The 17,615-nt window shown below is 74.5% G+C and carries 16 protein-coding genes; 10 read left to right on the plus strand and 6 right to left on the minus strand.

Annotated features, from left to right (window positions below):
* Window positions 1-63: 63 nt before the first annotated feature.
* A complete protein-coding gene (locus AB0O07_RS25745) occupies window positions 64-873 on the plus strand; it encodes a polyprenol monophosphomannose synthase (protein ID WP_365637238.1) in 810 nt (269 codons plus the stop codon).
* A 115-nt stretch (window positions 874-988) separates the two neighbouring features.
* Window positions 989-1,576, plus strand: a complete 588-nt coding sequence (gene fxsA / locus AB0O07_RS25750; protein WP_365637240.1) for an FxsA family membrane protein — start codon at window positions 989-991, stop codon at window positions 1,574-1,576.
* 124 nt (window positions 1,577-1,700) lie between these two features.
* Here the strand turns inward: fxsA and AB0O07_RS25755 are convergent, their stop codons facing one another.
* The 4 genes from AB0O07_RS25755 to AB0O07_RS25770 form a co-directional block, all read right to left on the minus strand.
* Window positions 1,701-2,075, minus strand: coding sequence for an RNA polymerase-binding protein RbpA (locus tag AB0O07_RS25755; RefSeq protein ID WP_003959706.1), 375 nt, complete (start codon window positions 2,073-2,075; stop codon window positions 1,701-1,703).
* A gap of 264 nt (window positions 2,076-2,339) precedes the next feature.
* On the minus strand, window positions 2,340-3,686 hold the full coding sequence (locus AB0O07_RS25760; protein ID WP_365637243.1) for an MFS transporter: 1,347 nt from the start codon (window positions 3,684-3,686) through the stop codon (window positions 2,340-2,342).
* A gap of 63 nt (window positions 3,687-3,749) precedes the next feature.
* Window positions 3,750-4,508: a glycerophosphodiester phosphodiesterase gene (locus AB0O07_RS25765; protein ID WP_365637328.1), complete on the minus strand. Its 759-nt coding sequence runs from the start codon at window positions 4,506-4,508 to the stop codon at window positions 3,750-3,752.
* Window positions 4,509-4,528: 20 nt separating this feature from the next.
* Window positions 4,529-5,197, minus strand: a complete 669-nt coding sequence (locus tag AB0O07_RS25770; RefSeq protein WP_365637246.1) for a hypothetical protein — start codon at window positions 5,195-5,197, stop codon at window positions 4,529-4,531.
* Between the two features lie 110 nt (window positions 5,198-5,307).
* On the opposite strand from AB0O07_RS25770, the gene AB0O07_RS25775 reads away from it, so the two are divergent.
* A complete protein-coding gene (locus AB0O07_RS25775) occupies window positions 5,308-6,807 on the plus strand; it encodes a PLP-dependent aminotransferase family protein (protein WP_365637248.1) in 1,500 nt (499 codons plus the stop codon).
* A gap of 83 nt (window positions 6,808-6,890) precedes the next feature.
* Here the strand turns inward: AB0O07_RS25775 and AB0O07_RS25780 are convergent, their stop codons facing one another.
* Window positions 6,891-8,504 carry a hypothetical protein gene (locus tag AB0O07_RS25780; protein WP_365637251.1) on the minus strand — a complete coding sequence of 538 codons (1,614 nt, stop codon included), beginning with the start codon at window positions 8,502-8,504 and terminating at the stop codon, window positions 6,891-6,893.
* 39 nt (window positions 8,505-8,543) lie between these two features.
* Window positions 8,544-8,738, minus strand: coding sequence for a hypothetical protein (locus tag AB0O07_RS25785; protein ID WP_114627688.1), 195 nt, complete (start codon window positions 8,736-8,738; stop codon window positions 8,544-8,546).
* 194 nt (window positions 8,739-8,932) lie between these two features.
* On the opposite strand from AB0O07_RS25785, the gene AB0O07_RS25790 reads away from it, so the two are divergent.
* The 7 genes from AB0O07_RS25790 to AB0O07_RS25820 all read left to right on the plus strand — a co-directional run bounded on the left by AB0O07_RS25790 (window position 8,933) and on the right by AB0O07_RS25820 (window position 17,551).
* The gene (locus tag AB0O07_RS25790) at window positions 8,933-9,325 is read left to right on the plus strand and encodes an ankyrin repeat domain-containing protein (protein WP_365637254.1); all 393 of its coding nucleotides are present in this window, start codon (window positions 8,933-8,935) and stop codon (window positions 9,323-9,325) included.
* 239 nt (window positions 9,326-9,564) lie between these two features.
* Window positions 9,565-10,983: a HEAT repeat domain-containing protein gene (locus tag AB0O07_RS25795; RefSeq protein ID WP_365637256.1), complete on the plus strand. Its 1,419-nt coding sequence runs from the start codon at window positions 9,565-9,567 to the stop codon at window positions 10,981-10,983.
* Window positions 10,984-11,183: 200 nt separating this feature from the next.
* Window positions 11,184-12,302 (plus strand): glycosyltransferase family 1 protein, encoded by a 1,119-nt coding sequence (locus AB0O07_RS25800; protein WP_365637259.1) that lies wholly within the window; start codon window positions 11,184-11,186, stop codon window positions 12,300-12,302.
* The gene (locus tag AB0O07_RS25805) at window positions 12,299-13,498 is read left to right on the plus strand and encodes a glycosyltransferase (protein WP_365637262.1); all 1,200 of its coding nucleotides are present in this window, start codon (window positions 12,299-12,301) and stop codon (window positions 13,496-13,498) included. Before AB0O07_RS25800 ends, AB0O07_RS25805 begins: the two co-directional genes overlap by 4 nt.
* Before the next feature lie 302 nt (window positions 13,499-13,800).
* Window positions 13,801-14,730 (plus strand): SGNH/GDSL hydrolase family protein, encoded by a 930-nt coding sequence (locus AB0O07_RS25810; RefSeq protein ID WP_365637329.1) that lies wholly within the window; start codon window positions 13,801-13,803, stop codon window positions 14,728-14,730.
* A gap of 83 nt (window positions 14,731-14,813) precedes the next feature.
* A complete protein-coding gene (locus tag AB0O07_RS25815; protein ID WP_365637264.1) occupies window positions 14,814-16,358 on the plus strand; it encodes a hypothetical protein in 1,545 nt (514 codons plus the stop codon).
* Window positions 16,359-16,642: 284 nt separating this feature from the next.
* A complete protein-coding gene (locus tag AB0O07_RS25820; RefSeq protein WP_365637267.1) occupies window positions 16,643-17,551 on the plus strand; it encodes a hypothetical protein in 909 nt (302 codons plus the stop codon).
* Window positions 17,552-17,615: the final 64 nt, after the last annotated feature.

Here is a 17,615-nt window from a genome sequence, read left to right on the forward strand (position 1 = left end):
GGACGGCGCCGCCCCTCCGCTCGCTAAGCTGGGCCCTCTGCGTACGGCGATGAAGGGGCAGCAGTGAACGACGGTGGCCAGAGGCGGTACGGCCCGCTCGGTACAGCCTTGGTGATCATCCCGACCTTCAACGAGGCCGAGAACATCGCCCCCATCGTCACCCGCGTGCGCGCCGCGGTGCCGGCGGCCGATATCCTGATCGCCGACGACAACAGCCCCGACGGCACCGGCAGGATCGCCGACGAACTGGCCGCCGCCGACCCTCAGGTCAAGGTCCTCCACCGGAAGGGCAAGGAGGGTCTGGGCGCCGCCTATCTGGCCGGATTCCGCTGGGGCATGGAGCGCGGCTACGGGGTCCTCGTCGAGATGGACGCCGACGGCTCCCACCAGCCCGAGGAACTGCCCCGGCTGCTCACCGCGCTCAAGGGCGCCGATCTCGTGCTCGGCTCGCGCTGGGTGCCCGGCGGCCGGGTCGTCAACTGGCCCCGGAGCCGGCAGTTCATCTCCCGGGGCGGCTCCACCTACTCCCGCGTCCTGCTCGGGGTGCCGATCCGCGATGTCACCGGCGGCTACCGGGCCTTCCGCCGCGAGACCCTGGAGGCGCTCGGCCTCGACGCCGTCTCCTCGCAGGGGTACTGCTTCCAGGTCGATCTGGCCCGCCGGGCGGTCGAGGCCGGCTGCCATGTGGTCGAGGTGCCCATCACCTTCGTCGAGCGGGAACTCGGCGACTCCAAGATGAGCAAGGACATTCTCGTGGAGGCGCTGTGGCGGGTCACCGCCTGGGGCGTCGAGGCCCGCGCCAACCGGCTGCTCGGCCGTAAACCGGCCGGGAGGCCGGTCGGGTCGGCCGACTCCTCCGGGCCCGTGGCCTGAACGCGCCGCCGGTCCCCGGCAAGATCAAAGAAAAGATCACAGAAAAGATCGCGGACAAGATCGTCGGCGGCTCCCCGTTGTCCCGTAACGGTGGGCCGCCAGGCACACTGGAACCATGACGACCGCGCAATCGCCCCGGCCCGTTCCCAAGCGCTCCCGCGCCCGCACCTTCCTCCCCCTCGCCATCGCCGTCTGGCTGGTGCTGGAGATCTGGCTGCTGACCGTGGTGGCCGAAGCCGCCGGCGGCCTCACCGTCCTGCTGCTCCTGCTGGGCGCGGTCGTCCTCGGCGCCGTGGTGATCAAGAGCGCCGGGCGGCGCGCCTTCCAGAACCTGACCGAGACGCTTCAGCGGCAGCAGCACCCCGGCGCCGCTCCCGAGCCGGGGGCGGGGACGGGGACCACCGGCAACGGCTTCCTGATGCTGGGCGGGCTGCTGATCATGCTGCCCGGGCTGATCACGGATGTTCTGGGGCTGCTGCTCCTGGTGCCGCCCGTACGGACCGCGCTCGGCCGGTACGCGGAACGCTCCCTGGAGCGCCGGATGCGCACCGCGCCGCCCGGCTCCCTCGGTGACGCCTTCCAGCAGGCCCGCATGCGGCAGCCCGACGGCAAGGTCGTCCAGGGCGAAGTCATCCATCCGGAGGACAAGGGCGAACCGCGGCGGCCGGACGGCGAAGGACCGCGGCCACCGATCGCGCCGTGACCGGCTGACACGCTGATACGCGAAACGCCTCGGGCCGCGTCACACGGAGTGTGTGACGCGGCCCGAGGCGTGTGCTGTGCTGTTCTGATCTGTTCTGCGCTGGTATCGCGGGGTCAGAACGGAGTCAGGCGGACTTCCGGCTGTCCCGAGGGTGCACGGCGATGTTCATGGCGCCGGAGCGCAGGACCGCCAGCCGCTCGGCCAGCACTTCCTCCAGCTCCTCGCGGGTGCGCCGCTCCATGAGCATGTCCCAGTGCGTACGTGCGGGCTTGCCCTTCTTCTCTTCGGGGCCATCCCCGTCCACCAGGAGTGCCTGGGCGCCGCACGCCTTGCACTCCCACTCCGGCGGAATCTCCGCCTCTACCGAGAACGGCATCTCAAATCGATGGCCGTTCTGGCATGCGTACTCCACCGCCTGGCGCGGGGCCAGATCGATGCCGCGGTCCGTCTCGTAGCTGGTCACCACGAGTCGCGTGCCGCGGAGAGCTCGCTCACTCATGAATCGTGCCTCCCGGGCTTGTCGCCCACAGGACAGGTGTCGCTGTCGTCGTCATCCGGTCAACGTTCGGTCGGCGGTAAAGATTCCCGTTGCGGGTCATGCCTCGTCCGTCGTGCCGCTGCTTATCTAGGGTTGCGTACCCACCGGCGCCCGGTTTGTCACATCTAACAGGAGATGTCACCCAGCGATTCCATGGGGCGAGTACGCAGTAACGGTCCGCCTGGCAGGCCAAACGCGTACACTACCGCCCTTTCACGTCAACGTCTAAATCCGGTCCGGTACGCGGTTGCCCGCCGCCGCGATCGCCTCCTTGACGGGGACGCGCGCCAGCAGCGCGGAACCTATGGCGAAGAAGACCACCAGCGAGATGATCGCGTCCCGGTAGCTCCCGGTGACCTGGAACGCGAGACCGAACACCAGCGGCCCCAGCCAGCTCAGCCCCCGGTCGCTCATCTCGTACGCGGAGAAGTATTCGGCCTCCTTGCCGTCCGGCACGAGCTGGGAGAAGAGCGAACGGGAGAGCGCCTGGCTGCCGCCGAGCACCAGGCCGATCGCCGCCGCCATCAGATAGAACGCCACCGGCGCCCCCGCCGGCAGGAAGTACCCGGCCGCCAGGATCACCGTCCAGACGCCCAGCGAGCCCAGGATGACGCGTTTGGCCCCGTACACGGCGGCCATCCGGCCCATCGCCAGCGCCCCCGCGACCGCCAGGATCTGCACCAGCAGCACGGCGGTGATCAGCGTCGTCTGCTCCAGGCCCAGCTCCTCCGAGCCGTACACCGCCGCCTGCGAGACCACCGTCTGGATGCCGTCGTTGTAGATCAGATAGGCGAGCAGGAAGGAGAGCGTCAGCGGATGGCGCCGCATGTCCCGCAGCGTCGCCAGGAGCTGCCGCCACCCGCCGCCCACGGCCCCCTCGCCGCGCGGTGCCACCCGGCGGTCGCGCAGCCTGCGCAGCGGTATGAGCGTGAAGGCGCCCCACCAGAGCCCCGCCGAGGCCAGACAGATCCGGACCGCCACCGACTCCGAGACACCGAAGGTCTCGTGCCCGGAGTAGAGCACCAGATTGATCACGAGCATCAGCGCGCCCGACACATAGCCGAAGGCCCAGCCGCGCGAGGAGACCGTGTCCCGCTCGTCGGGGGCCGCTATCTGCGGGAGGTACGCGTTGTAGAGCACCATCGAGACCGCCATCGCGGTGTTCGCCACGATCAGCAGCAGCGCGCCCAGCAGATAGCGCTCCCCGTCCAGGAAGAACATCCCGGTCGTGGCCCCGGCGCCGATGTACGCCGAGACCGCGAGCAGCGGCTTCTTCCGGCCCGAACGGTCCGCCGCCGCCCCCACCAGCGGCATCACCAGCACCGCCACCACGATCGAGACGGAGACCGCGTACGCGAAGAGCGAGCCCGCGCGCACCGGGACGCCCAGCGGATGGACGAAACCCTCGGCGTCGGCGGCGTTCTTCGCCACCGATGTCAGATAGGGGCCCAGAAAGACCGTGATCACGCTCGTCGAATAGACCGAGCACGCGAAATCGTAGAAATACCAGCCGTGTTGCTCGCGCCGCAGAGCCTTCGCCCCGTCGGCCTCTGCCACCGTGTCAGCGGTCACCCGCGCTGCCTCGCTTCTCCCCGTGCGGACGCCGCTCCCGGCAGGACCTGCCCGTCGCGGGCACTACTGCCAGGCTCCCCGTGCGGTCAACACCGAGCGCAGCGTTTCCAGTTGATCAGTCATGATGCCATCCACGCCGAGGTCGACAAGTGCCTCCATCCGCGCGGGGTCGTTGACCGTCCAGACATGGACCTGGAGCCCGCGCGCGTGCGCCGTCCGTACGAAGCGTTCGTCCACCACCGGGATGCCGTACTCCGCCTCGGGCACCTGCGCGCAGACCGCGCCCGCCCGGACCGGCGCGGGGATCCCCAGCGAGCGCAGCCGCAGCCCCACCACGCCCCGTACCCCGTACGAGGTGGCCAGCCGGGGGCCCGCGAGCCGGGCCGCCCGCGCCACCCTGGCCTCGGAGAACGAGCCCACGCAGATCCGGTCCCAGGCGTCCGTCGCCCGGATCAGCTCCACCAGCGGGACCAGCGCGGGCGCCGCCTTGATGTCGACGTTCCACCGCGCGTCGGGGAACTCCTCCAGAAGCTCGGCGAAGAGCGGCAGCGGCTCCCGCCCCGCCACCCTGGCCCGCCGCACCTCGTGCCACGGCAGCTCGGCGATCGCACCCCGGGCGTCCGTCACCCGGTCCAGCGTCGGGTCGTGGAAGGCGACCAGCCGGCCGTCGGAGGTGGCATGCACATCGGTCTCGAAGTACCGGTAGCCGAGACCGGCCGCGCTGCGGAACGCGGCGGCCGTGTTCTCCAGACCGTCCGCCGTGCCGCCCCGGTGGGCGAAGGGGATCGGTCCCGGCGGGCGGCCCGCGCCGGGCCGGACCAGATAAGGGTGGAGTTCGCGCGTCACCGCGGCAGTATGACGCCTTCCGGTGACTCCTCGGCGACCACCGTACGGCCATCGTCCGCCCCCGGGATGGCGAAGACCCGCAGGAAGAGCTGGGCCAGCGGGCCGATCGCCAGCGCGTACGCCACCGTCCCCACCCCCACCGAGCCGCCCAGCGCGAACCCGGTCGCCACCACGGCCACCTCGATCGCCGTACGGACCAGCCGCACCGAACGCCCGGTCAGCCGGTGCAGGCCGGTCATCAGCCCGTCCCGGGGCCCGGGGCCGAACCGGGCCGCTATGTACAGCCCCGTCGCCACCCCGTTCAGCACGATCCCGGCGGCCAGCAGGCCGGTCCGGGCGGGCAGCCCGTGCGCCTGCGGGACCACGGCGAGCGTGGCGTCGATCGCCAGTCCCACGACGAAGACATTGGAGACGGTGCCCAGGCCGGGCCGCTGCCGCAGCGGTATCCAGAGCACCAGCACGACCGCCCCCACCACGATCGCGACCACCCCCATCGACATCCCGGTCCGCTCGGCGAGCCCCTGGTGCAGCACCCCCCACGGCTCCAGACCCAGCCCGCCGCACACCATCAGCGCCGCGCTCGCCCCGTAGAGCGCCAGACCCGCGTAGAGCTGGCAGAGCCGGCGGGCGAGATACGGGGCCCGGAGGCCGGAGAAGGGGGACATGGCGCCGTCCTTGGAGAGCGATGGTGGACCGAGTGGACTGATGCGTGTCACCCTGTGGTGGGTGGATCCCCCACGGTAAGGGCCAATCCGGGGAAGGTGGACTGATTTCCATGGCGCGGTGGACCTCTGCGGTCGGAGCGGCACAGCTCGCCCGGCAGCTCCAAGCCCAGCAGCCCAGGACCACGGGGAGCGGCGCCCGCCGCCCGCCCGCCTACCGGTCGCTCGCCGACGGTATCCGGCTCCTCGTCCTCGAAGGCCGCGTCCCCGTCGCCGCCCGCCTCCCCGCCGAGCGGGAACTCGCCCTCGCCCTCACCGTCAGCCGGACCACCGTCGCCGCCGCCTACGAGGCGCTGCGCGCCGAAGGCTTCCTGGAGTCCCGCAGGGGCGCCGGAAGCTGGACCGTCGTACCGGCGGGGCACCCGCTGCCCGCCCGCGGCCTCGAACCCCTGCCGCCCGAATCCCTCGGCTCCGTCATCGACCTCGGTACGGCCGCCCTCCCCGCCCCCGAGCCCTGGCTGACCCAGGGCGTCCAGGGCGCCCTGGAGGAGCTGGCGCCGTACGCCCACACCCACGGCGACTACCCGGCCGGGCTGCCCGCGCTGCGCAGGACGCTCGCCGACCGCTACACCGCGCTGGGCGTCCCCACCATGCCCGAGCAGATCATGGTCACCACCGGCGCCATGGGCGCGATGGACGCCATCTGCCATCTCTTCGCGGGGCGCGGCGAGCGGATCGCCGTCGAGTCGCCCAGCTACGCCAACATTCTCCAACTGATGCGCGAGGCCGGCGCCCGGCTGGTGCCGGTCGCCATGGCCGAGGGGCTCGGCGGCTGGGACCTCGGCCGCTGGCGCCAGGTGCTCCGGGACTCCGCGCCCCGGCTCGCCTATGTCGTCGCCGACTTCCACAACCCCACCGGGGCCCTCGCCGACGAGGAGCAGCGGCGCGGACTCGTCGACGCCGCCCGCTCGGCCGGCACCGTGCTCGTCGTGGACGAGACCATGTCCGAGATCCGGCTCGACCCGGAGGTGGCGATGCCCCGCCGGGTCTGCTCCTTCGACCCGGCCGGATCCACCGTGCTCACCGTCGGCTCCGCCAGCAAGGCCTTCTGGGCCGGGATGCGGATCGGCTGGGTGCGCGCCGCCCCCGATGTCATCCGCTCCCTGGTCGCCGCCCGCGCCTACGCCGACCTGGGCACCCCGGTGCTGGAACAGCTCGCCGTCAACTGGCTGATGGGCACCGGCGGCTGGGAAGAGGCCGTGGCGCTGCGCCGCGCCCAGGCCAGGGAGAACCGGGACGCGCTGGTCGGAGCGGTCCGCGCCGAGCTGCCCGACTGGGAGTTCGAGGTGCCCTCCGGCGGGCTGACCCTGTGGGTGCGCACCGGCGGGCTCTCCGGCTCGCGCCTGGCCGAGGTGGGCGAACGGGTCGGGGTACGGGTGCCCTCGGGGCCCCGCTTCGGGGTCGACGGGGCCTTCGAGGGGTACGTACGGCTGCCGTTCACCGTCGGCGGGCCGGTCGCCGAGGAGGCGGCGGCCCGGCTGGCGGCGGCGGCCCGGCTGGTCGCCACGGGCGCCACCACGGGCACCGACGCACCCCGTACCTTCGTCGCCTGACGCCTGACGCCTGACGCCTGACGCCTGACGCCGGAGCCGGAGCCGGAGCCCGACCGCCCCGGCTCCGGCTCAGGCCCGGCCGGTCACCCCTCGGCGGTCACCGGGGCGGGCACGGGGGCGACCACCTGCTCGACGGCCTGCTCGTGCGTCCCGTGCTGCTCGTGCTTCCCCCGCTCCTCGAAGGGGCGGTCCTGCTGACGGGGCGGCAGCAGCGCGAGCACCGTGCGCCGGTGCGCCTCGCCCACGGTGTCGTCGTACGGGTCCGGGGTGGCCGGGACCTGGAGCCTCAGCACCGGGGCCGGACCGATCCGCACGTACCCCCGGCCCGGCGGGACGTCCGGCGTGGGCGTGGTGTGCGGCGGGATCCCGAGAACCTTCTCCACCAGCGCGGGGGAGGCGGCGCCGAGCACCACCCGGGCGCGGGTGTGCGCCGTCACGTCCTCGCTCAGGGTGTCCAGCGCGTCCAGGTGCTCGGCGACGACCACCGTCACCTGGGCCGCCCTGCCGTGCCGCAGCGGCACCCGGAGCAGCTCCTGCGGATCGGGCCGCCCGTCGGCCGCCGCGAGATGGCCGAAGACGGAGGGCCGGTCGCAGAGGATCCAGAGCGGGCGCCGGGTGTCCTCGGGGGCCAGACGGCCGGACTGGCGGGCCCGGTTGGCCTCGATCAGCCGCCGCTCCGTCTCCCGCGCCGCCCACTCCAGACCGGTGCGCGCCCCGGCCAGCCCGCACTCCACGGCGAGCACCCCGGCGCGCCCGGTCAGCGAGGTGTAGTCACCGGTGGAACCGCCGTCCACGACGACGATGTCCCCGTACGGCAGGACCTGGAGCGCCAGCGAGCGGAGCAGCCCGGTGGTGCCGCTGCCCGGCTCGCCCGCGACCAGCAGATGCGGCGCGGGGGAGCGCGGCCCCGTCCGCCAGAGCACCGGGGGCGCGTCCCGCTGTCCGGAGGAGACCGTCACCGGCACGGTGCGCTCCACGGCGCCCTCGTCGGTGAAGCCGAGGACGCTCTCGCCCGGCGCCGTGACAAAGCGCTGGGCGGCGATGTCGGTGGGGAGCGGGGGCAGCACCGTCATCAGCAGCCGGTTGCCCTCCTCGTCCCAGTCGAAGAGATACTCGCGCCCCCGCCCGGACTTGGCGTGCAGCACCTGCTCGATCCGGGCGCGGGCGGCGGGGTCGCCGTCGGGGAAGTACGGCGGATAGGCCACCTGGAGCCGGGTGATCCGGCCGTCGCCGTCGAAGTCGGGACCGGTGAGGGCCGTGGACCACTCGGCGCCGTGGGCGAAGAGCGGACCGGGGTGCTCCGCGACCGTGAAGTGCGGTACGAGCGCGTCGTACAGGGCCTGGAGCCGCCCCGCCTCCGCCTCGTCGGGCCCGGTCCGCTCGGGGGCGGGGCGGTCCCGCCCGGTCCACCCGGCCACGCCCATCGCCGCGAGCAGGGCCAGCAGCGGCCCGTACGGGAGGAGCACGACCAGCAGGAGACAGGCGGCGGTGAGGAAGAGCACGGGACCGCGCCGTTCCTTCGGCGTACCCGCCCACCTCCGGCGCGTCGCGGCGGCCAGCGTCCGCGCTCCACGGGCGATCGTGATGAGCGGATGGAGCACGTCGGTGGCGCTCTCCGCGGCGGTGCGGGCCAGCTCGCGTCCGCGCACGAGCCGGTCGCCGCCGGTGAGGATGGGGGGGAGTGGTCGCCGGGCCACGGCTGTCTCCTGGTGGGTGCGGAGGGGATGGGCGGTCCGTCAGAACTTGATGCCGCCCAGGAGTCCGGCGAGGCTGGCGCCGCCGGCGGTGATGCTCGGCGCGATGGCCGTCCCGGCCAGATAGAAGCCGAAGAGGGCGCAGACGATCGCGTGCGACGCCTTGAGTCCGTCCTTCCGGAAGAAGAGGAAGACGATGATTCCGAGCAGCACGACGCCGGACATGGACAGAATCATGAGCATGCTCCTGGTTTGTGGGGACAGTCACCATGAGTTCTTCCAGGATCACGAGAAGTATCTATGCGATAAAAGGTGCAAATGGCTGAAATATTCAAGATTTCACTGAATCGGACTCCCCCCTTCCTCTTGTGGCCGTGAGCAGTACCCTGTCGGTTCACTCCGCGCAGGCGACCGGAAGGCGGCCCCCACCCATGAGCGATGCCCTCGATCCCAAGGTGATCGAACTGGCCACCCGGCTCTTCGGCCTGGCCAGAACGGGCGAGGCGGGCCCGCTCGCCGCCTATGTCGACGCCGGGGTCTCGCCCGACCTCAGCAACGACCGGGGCGACTCCCTCCTCATGCTCGCCGCCTACCACGGCCACCTGGCGGCCGTCGAGGCCCTGCTCGCCCGTGGCGCCGACCCGGAGCGCGCCAACGATCGCGGCCAGACCCCGCTCGCCGGCGCGGTCTTCAAGGGCGAGGACGAGATCATCCGCGCCCTGCTCGCCGCCGGGGCCGACCCGGCCGGCGGCAACCCCTCCGCGGTGGATACGGCGCGGATGTTCGGGAAGACGCATCTCCTGGAGCTCTTCGGGACCCGGTGACCGCCATGACGTACAGCGTCGTAAATGTGGTCGCGGTGGCGAAATGGCTGGGTCATCATGACGACGGGCCCACACCGGGCCACCGACGAGAGGCAGGGACGATGGACCGCGCGAGGCAGAAGACGGCGACACCGGGCGAACGGTCATGTTGTCGGGCGGCCTAGTACGTGCGTCAGGTCCGACAGGGCTTCGGCACCACACCCCCGGTTGCGTCGACAGCTTGATGTGAGGCATTCCCCATGTTCGATCCCGTCATAGCGCCGAGCGGCACGCTGCTCGGCCTGTTGCAGAGGGGCCGCGGCGACGGCACACTGCACGCGCTCGCCGCCCCCCGCGCGCAGGCGCTCGCCGCCCTCGACCACTGCGTTCTCCACGACCCCCGCCACGACTGGCAGGTCGAGAACCGCTCGCTGTACTACGCCCGTCTCTACCTGGACATCCACGGCGGCCTCGACGCCGTCGAGGACCACCTCTTCCGGGCCGAGGACCACCTCGACACCGACGAGGCACGCACCGGGCTCGCCCTCGCCGTCCTCGGCCACCTCGCCGCGTACGGCCGGCGCGACGCGCTCGACCTGCTCCGGCGGTACACGGCGACCGGCGCCAACTGGGCCTGGGCGCTGGACGAACTCGCCCTGCGCGACGACGACACCGGCCTGCGCGCGCTCGCCGGCCCCGTCCTGGCCCGCTTCCCCGCCACCCCCGACGGCGACGCCGACCTGGCCTCCACCGTCCGGGACGCCTTCGAACCCCGGCCCTGGCGGCTCTGGGCCGACGACCCGCGCCCCGCCGTCGGCGCGCGTATCCGGGCCGCGGGCGAACAGGGCTCCTTCGACCGCTGGCAGCGCCAGATGCGGCCCAGCGGCCCCCGGCCCGGCTGGAGCGTCCAGGCCGTCTTCGACTGGGCCCAGGACTCCCTGGAGCGCGGCACCGAGATCCACCTCCCCGCCGCCCGCTGCCTCACCGCCGTCGCGGGCCCCGGCGACCGCCCGCGGATCGTCGAGGCCGCCCGCGGCGGCCCCGGCGGCGCCCGCTCCACCGCCCTCCACTACCTCGCCGAGGCCCGCGACCCGGCCGTGCTCGACCTGATCGAGGCCGCCGCCGCCGACCCGCACCGCACCGTCGCCGACGCCGCCGTCGCCGCCTTCGAGCGGATGTGCGGCGACGAGGCCGTCGACCGCGCCCGGGGATGGATCCACCGGCCCGACGCCCTCGGCGCCTCCGCCGCCGGGGTGCTCGCCTGCCGGGGCGGTACGGCGGACACCCCCCTGGTCCTCGGCGCGCTCCGGGAGACCGTACGGGCGCAAGGCCCCGACACGACCCGGCTCTGGTCCCTGGTCGACGGCGCGGGACGGCTCGGCATCGGCTGCGCCGCCCCGGTCCTCCGCCACATCTACCGCGAGACCGCCTCCTCCCAGCTCAGAGGCCGCGCGGCGCACGCGCTCGCCGCCACCGACCCCTCCTTCCCGGCCGGCTTCGCCGTCGAATGCCTCTGGGACTGCGAGGAGACCACCCGCGAGATCGCCGCCCGGCACGCCGAGACCGGCGACGTGCGCGTCGCCGACCGGCTGCGCAGACTCGCCGCCGACCCCGCCGAGGAGGCCGAGGTCCAGACCGCCGTCCGCAGCCGGATGGGCCCGGACGCGGCGGCCAGATGAACGGCCCGGGCGCCCAGGCGACCTGAGGCGGACCGAGGGGCGGCGGAGGCGGCGGGGGCGCTGCCCGCCGCCCCTTTCCGCACGGTCCCGGTGTGTTCGCCGGTTCCCGGGAGGCGCCCGCTTCCAATGCTCACGGGACGTTTCCCACCCCGAAAGATCCACGTTGGCAGGGACACGTTCCGTGGGACGACAACACGGATATGCGTGTCGTCATTGTCACCGAATCCTTTCCGCCCGACGTCAACGGCGTGGCCCACTGCGCCCTCCAGACCGCCCGGCACCTCGCCGCGCGCGGTCACGACCCCCTCGTCATCGCCCCGTCCGTGGCCGGCGACGCGGAGACCGACACCCCGTGCCCCGTGGTGCGCGTGCCGTCCCTGCCGCTGCCCGGCTACCCCCAGGTACGGGTGGCCCTTCCCAGCCGTAAGATCGCGGCGACCATCACGGCACACCGCGCCGACCTCGTCCACCTCGCCAGCCCCTTCGTGCTCGGCGTGCGCGGCATGACCGCCGCTGCCCGGCTCGGCGTCCCCGCCGTCGCCGTCTACCAGACCGACCTGGCCGGCTACGCGCGTACCTACGTCGGCGCGGGCGAGGCCGCCGCCTGGCGCCGCCTCAAGGCCGTGCACACCGCGGCCGACCGCACCCTCGCCCCCTCCAGCGCCGCCGTCGCCGACCTCACCGGGCACGGCATCCCCCGGGTCAGCCTCTGGCCGCGCGGCGTGGACACCGTACGGTTCCGGCCCGAGCTGCGGGACGAGGCGCTGCGCCGCCGGCTCGCCCCCGACGGCGAACTGATCGTCGGATACGTCGGCCGGCTCGCCGCCGAGAAGCATGTCGAACTGCTCGCGGGCGTCTGCGCCCTGCCCGGCGTCCGGGTCGTCATCGTCGGCGACGGACCCAGCGAGCCCGCCCTGCGCACCGCCCTGCCCGGCGCGGTCTTCCTCGGCCGCACCACCGGCGCCGAACTGGCCACCGCCTTCGCCTCCTTCGACCTCTTCGCGCACACCGGGCCGTACGAGACCTTCTGCCAGACCGTGCAGGAGGCCATGGCCAGCGGTGTCCCGGTCATCGCCCCCGCCGCCGGCGGCCCCCTCGACCTGGTCGACCACGGCCGTACCGGCCTCCTGGTCACCCCGCATTCCGCCGAAGCGGTCACCGAGGCGGTACGGGACCTCGCCCACGCGCCCGGGACCCGCGCCGCCTACGGACGGGCCGGCCGCGCCGCCGTCGAGGAGCGCACCTGGGCCGCCGTCGGCGACCAGCTCCTCGGCCACTACGCCGAGGTGCTCGGCGCGCGTACGGCGGTGGTCGCGTGAGCGGCCTGCGGATCGTCCGGCTCGCCAACTTCGTCACGCCCTCGTCCGGCGGACTGCGCACCGCCCTGCACGCCCTGGGCACCGGCTACCGCGCGGCCGGCCACGACCCCGTCCTCGTCGTACCGGGCGCCCGCGCCTCCGACGAGGAGACCGACCAGGGCCGGGTCATCACCCTGCCGGGCCCCGAGATCCCCGGCACCGGCGGCTACCGTCTGCTCGCCGGGCGCGCCCGGCTGCGCCAGGTGCTCGAAGGGCTCGCCCCCGACCGCCTGGAGGTCTCCGACCGCACCACCCTGCGGTGGACCGGCGAGTGGGCCAGGCGCCACCGGATCCCCTCCGTGATGGTCTCCCACGAGACCGCCGACGGGGTGCTGCGCACCTGGGGCGTGCCCGGGGCCGCCGCCGGGCGCGCCGCCGACCGGCTCAACGCCCGCAGCGCGTGGGCCTACTCGCGCATCGTCTGCACCACCGAGTGGGCGGAGCGCGAGTTCCTGCGCATCGGCGCCCGCAATGTCGTCCGCGCCCCGCTCGGCGTCGACCTGGAGCGGTGCGACCCCGCCCGCCGCGACCTCAAGCTCCGCGCCCGGTACGCCAGGGACGCCGATGTGCTGCTCGTCCTCGGCTCCCGGCTCTCGGTCGAGAAGCGCCCCGGCATGGCCCTCGACGCCCTGGCCGAGCTGCGCCGGCGCGGCGTACGGGCGGCGCTGGTCGTCGCGGGCGAGGGGCCGCTGCGCACCGGGCTCAGCCGCCGGGCCCGCGCGGAGGGCCTGCCCGCCTACTTCCTCGGCCATGTCGGCGACCGGGCCGGGATGGCCACGCTCCAGGCCTCCGCCGACATCTGCCTGGCCCCCGGGCCCGCCGAGACCTTCGGGCTCTCCGCCCTGGAGGCGCTCGCCTGCGCGACCCCGGTCGTGGCGAGCGCGTCCTCCGCGCTGCCCGAGGTGATCGGCGACGCGGGCCGGGCCGCCGCCGACGACGCGCCGTCCTTCGCGGACGCCGTCCAGGAACTGCTGGCCCGCCCGGAGGACGAGCGGCGCGCCGCGGCCCGCGCCCGCGCCGAACTCTTCGGCTGGGACACGGCGGTGACCGCCTTCCTCGCCGCGCACGACGCGCCGGTGCTCCACCCGCTCGCCGGGCCCCGCCGCCTCCCCACGGTGCCGGCCCAGGCCCTCCGCCCGGACGGGGCCCCGCGATGACCGCACGCCCGGAACCCGCCGCCCCGGGCCCGGCGGCCGACCCGGGACCGCTCTCCGCGCCGGGACCGCTGTCCGCCCTGGGACCGCTGTCCGCCCCGGGACCGCTGTCCGCCCCGGGCGCGGGGCCCGCCCAGGGACGGGGGCCCGCCCCCTGTCCGCCCGCCCTGGGTGGGGGACGCCCCCTGGACGCCGTGCCCGCCCCGCGCCGCGATCACTCCCGTACCGGATCCGGTACGGGGACCACCGTGGACCGGGGGACGGCAGCGCCCGCTTCGGACGCCCCCGTACCGGAGGCCGCCGGGCTGCGGTACGCCGCGCTCGGGGACTCCCTCAGCGCCGGGATCGGGGACCCCGTGGACGACGGCGGCTGGCGCGGCTGGGCCGCGCTGCTCGGCGCCTCGCTCGGCGACGGAGACCCGCGCGGAACGGGCGGGGGAGCGGTGGACGGTGCGGCGGACCGCGCGGGGGACCGTGCGGGCGAAGAATTGGGGGAGCGCGGCGCGTTCTTCCGTAACTTCGCCGTCAGCGGCGCCCTCACCCGCGACGTCGAGGAGGAACAGACCCCCGAGGCCATCGCCTTCGCCCCGCACCTCGCCTCCGTCCTCGTCGGCGTCAACGACACGCTCCGCTGCTCCTTCGACATCCATGACCTCGCCGCCCGCCTCGACCGGATCTGCGCCGCCCTCGCCGCGCACGGCACCGTCCTGCTCACCGCCTGCCTCCCCGACCCCGGCGCCATGCTCGGGCTCCCCGCGCCGCTGGCCCGGCCGCTCGCCCGGCGGCAGCGGGCCGTCAACGCCGTCGTGCACGCCCTCGCCGAGCGGTACGACACCGTCCATCTCCATCTGGCCGACAGCGCCTGGGTCGACGACCGCGCCCTGTGGAGCGCCGACCGGCTCCACCCGGGGGAGCGCGGCCACCGGCTGATGGCCGCCCGCTTCCACGCGGCCCTCACCGAGCGGGGGTTCGCCCTCGGCGCGCCGCCCCGCCTCGACCCCGACCGGCCGCCGCCCACCCGGGCCGAGTCGCTGCGCTGGCTCGCCACCAAGGGCACCGCCTGGGTGGCCCGCCGCTGCCGCGACCTCCTGCCCGACCTGCTCAGGATGGCGGGCGCCGAGGCCACCTACTGGGCCAGGGGCAGCAGCGCCCGGCTCGACCTGCGGGCCGAACTCGCCCTCTCCACGGCCCTCGCGGCGATCTCGGCGGCGCCCCCGGCCCCGGCGGCCGACTGACCGACGGCCGGCCCGCTGCGGCCGGCCGGCGGGCGCTCTGCGTCGTTTCGACCGTTGTCAGTGTGAGGACATAACCTGTACACGTGACTTCGCCTGTCCCGACGGACTCCGTTCCGCCCCAGCTCGGCGCGGGGCCGAGGCCCGCGCAGGGCCCGGCCGCCGACGAAGGGCTCGCGCGGCGGCTGCGCGCGCTCGCCTGCACCGCGCCGCTGCACGACCTGGACACCCGCAAGGCCAATCTGGCGGGCGAGTACTCGGTGTACGCGATGGCGGAGGTGGCCCTCTCGGCGATCGACCTGGTCACGCTCAACATGGACTTCGACACCGGGGCCGACCACGACCAGATAGTGGCCAGACTCCTGCCCCGGGTCGCCGCCCAGGCCCCCGCCCGCCCCGCCGCCGAGCACGAACGCGTCGCCCGCTGGGTGCTGGAGAACCTGATCAACGTGGGCAGCGTGGACCGGGGCTTCCGCGCCGTCTACGGCACCTTCGGCACGGACGGCGTCTACACGCGCAGGGACTACGACTTCAAGCTGATCGAGGAGGTGCCGGGGCCCGGCGGCACCGTCTTCCTCCGTACCACCGACGAGGCGGTCAACGTCCTGGTCGGCGCCCTCGACACGGATGTCACCAGCGCCCAGGTCGCCGCCGAGGTCAAGCTGGAGGTGCTGATCAGCCGGGGCCGGCTCGCCGACGCCCAACTCGCCGCCGAGCAGGCCAGATACCGGACCGTGCAGTACGCGGAGACGCTCCGCAGGACCCTGGAGGCGACCCGGCGCAACGTACGGGCGGTCGACTGGCTGCACACCGTCCCGGACATGATCGACGAGGCGCTCGACCATGTCGCCGACCGCTACCGCCACGAGAACGCGATCCTCACCAACATCCGCAAGGCGCGCGACGAGGCGGAGCCCGGCACCGACCCCAGGACCGCCGAGCACAAGCGGCGCGCTGCCGAACTGGTCGACATCGTCAAGGACTGCATCCGCCGCCACACCCAACTCCAGTCCCGGCTGCTGGAGGCGGGCCCCCTCTTCCGCGCCGAGCAGGACCGCCAGGCCTTCGCCCGGCCCGGCGCCCACACCGGACTCGACCTGTACGGGCAGCTCGTGGCCCCGCTGCTGCCGCTCCCCGTGGAGCGGGCGAGCCGGGTCACCGACGCCTTCTTCGCCCGCGGCACCGGACTCCGCACCCCGGCCGCCGTCCGCGTCGGCGACCTGGTCGACCTGCTGCTGACGCCCCCGGTCGAACGGGAGCACCTGGGCGCGGAGATGCCGGAGCCGGACCTGATCGCCACCCCCGACGACAGCCGGTTCAGCGAGGAACAGCTCGCGAGCGCACGGGAACTCCTCGCCCTGGAGCACGACGCGCCCCGCCGGCTCTCCGGACTCCTCGCCGAGGCCCGGCTCCGCGACCCCGAACTGCCCTACCTCGTCGCCCTCCTGGCCATTCACGCGGCGAGCCCCCCGGTCGGCACGGCCTACCGCCAGGGCGAGGAGCGGCTGCTCTTCGCGGTGGACGACGGGACGCCGCTGGACGACCCGGAGTTCGGCGGCGCCGACCTGATCGTGGGGACGGCGCTGCTGGACGCGGCGGGCATGACGGCGGACCGCACGGAGGCGGCGTGAGGACCGGCCCCTTCCCGGTGGCCGAGGTGTGAGGTGCGCCGCCCGCCCCGCCCGCACCCCGCCCGTCCGGCCGTCCGCCACTCGACGGTGCGCCCCGCGACCGTCCTGCCCGCCCCGCCCGCCGGTGCCCCCGGTGCCCTTCCGCCGCCCCGCCGTTCTCCGGTACGCGCGGATACGGCGCCCGAGCGCCCCGGGACGCCTCCGGCCCGTACCCCCGGAGGAGCGCGCCCCGTACCCCGGGCCCCGCGCCACCCCGTACCCCCGCATCCCCGAGGAGCCACCCCGTGAGCGACCACCCCGCAGAGCCCCCCGCCGGGTGGCCCGACCCCGGAGCACCTGACCAGGCCGAGCACCCCCGGCCGGGCACCGGCGGCGTCACCCCCGCCGACGCGGCCGACGCCGCCCGGCTCGTCTCCTTCGGGCTCCAGCCCAAGCTGGCGCCCGCCCGCGACGCCGAGTACGGCGAACTGCTCCGGCGCTACCGCGAGGACCCCGCCTTCGCCCGGATCGCCGACGCCGTCGCCACCGGCTTCGGCCTTGTCGTCCTCGAAGTCTCGCCCCGCGCCGGCATGGCCGTCACCGCCGCCGAGGACTCCGTCTTCGCCGTCCGCATGGGCGACTACGCGCGCCGCGCCGCCACCGACTCCGCCGACCGCTTCCTGCACGGCCTCGCCCATCTCGCCGTCGCCGCCCTCGCCTTCCCCCGCCCCGAGGACCTCGCCGACGACGGATACATCGGCCGGATCACCGTCAACGGAGTAGACGCGTTCGTCCGGCAGGCCTGCCGCCGGCTGGAGGAGCGCGCCGAGCGCGACGGCGAGAACACCGACCCGTCGCACGACACCCCGGGACTGGAGGCCGCCTGGCGGGCGTACGCCCGGCGCACCGCCACCGGGGCCACCAAGGACGCCCGCCGCCTCGCCGGATCCACCACCGGCATCATCGGCAAGGCCGTCGCCTTCCTCACCGACTCCGGGTTCCTCCAGCGCACCGGCGACGACGCCGGAGGCGCCTACCGCACCACCGCCCGCTACCAGCTCCAGGTCCGCGACATGGCGGGGCACGCCGCCCTCGCCGAACTGCTGGAGCTGGGCGTCGTCCCCGTCACCGACGGCACCGCCACCCTGCTGCCCCCGCCCGACGGCGACGACCTGGAGCTGGCCGCCGACGCCGGACTCCCCTTCCACGCCTGACCTCCACGCCCGGCCTCCACTCCGTGACCCCCACGTCCGACGTCCCCGCCCGACCGCACCAGGG

Source organism: Streptomyces sp. NPDC093085, assembly GCF_040683935.1.
In the GTDB taxonomy this organism is placed as follows: Bacteria; Actinomycetota; Actinomycetes; order Streptomycetales; family Streptomycetaceae; genus Streptomyces.

Coding starts and splice junctions, on each gene's coding strand:
- fxsA (WP_365637240.1), top strand. CDS start 989: ATGACGACCGCGCAATCGCCCCGGCCCGTTCCCAAGCGCTCCCGCGCC.
- AB0O07_RS25755 (WP_003959706.1), bottom strand. CDS start 2,075: ATGAGTGAGCGAGCTCTCCGCGGCACGCGACTCGTGGTGACCAGCTAC.
- AB0O07_RS25770 (WP_365637246.1), bottom strand. CDS start 5,197: ATGTCCCCCTTCTCCGGCCTCCGGGCCCCGTATCTCGCCCGCCGGCTC.
- AB0O07_RS25775 (WP_365637248.1), top strand. CDS start 5,308: ATGGCGCGGTGGACCTCTGCGGTCGGAGCGGCACAGCTCGCCCGGCAG.
- AB0O07_RS25785 (WP_114627688.1), bottom strand. CDS start 8,738: ATGATTCTGTCCATGTCCGGCGTCGTGCTGCTCGGAATCATCGTCTTC.
- AB0O07_RS25790 (WP_365637254.1), top strand. CDS start 8,933: ATGAGCGATGCCCTCGATCCCAAGGTGATCGAACTGGCCACCCGGCTC.
- AB0O07_RS25795 (WP_365637256.1), top strand. CDS start 9,565: ATGTTCGATCCCGTCATAGCGCCGAGCGGCACGCTGCTCGGCCTGTTG.
- AB0O07_RS25800 (WP_365637259.1), top strand. CDS start 11,184: ATGCGTGTCGTCATTGTCACCGAATCCTTTCCGCCCGACGTCAACGGC.